We start from the raw sequence: 228 nt of genomic DNA, 5'->3' as shown, positions 1-228 counted from the left end.
TGTGTCCCTTCAATTTTGCTATATATTGCAGGAACCCTACATGTTTCATTATAAAAAGTTTAACACGATTAGGGAGAAGTTTCCATATGAGCGAAGCAATAAATCGAACAGGCCAGAAAAAAACTTTCCATATGAAAAGTAATATCCAAATCACCATTTTCCATAACACATGTCCAATTGAAAGCAGTATACGAAATAAGAATAATATAAATGCAATAAATAGCTGTG

1 pseudogene is annotated in these 228 nt (G+C 32.0%); it reads right to left on the bottom strand.

The window, feature by feature from the left end:
• Positions 1 to 228: pseudogene (locus tag SB775_RS34520) on the bottom strand (spore cortex biosynthesis protein YabQ); the annotation flags it as partial.

Source organism: Peribacillus sp. SIMBA_075 (assembly GCF_046534585.1).
This window is presented reverse-complemented; position numbering and strand designations above follow the sequence as displayed.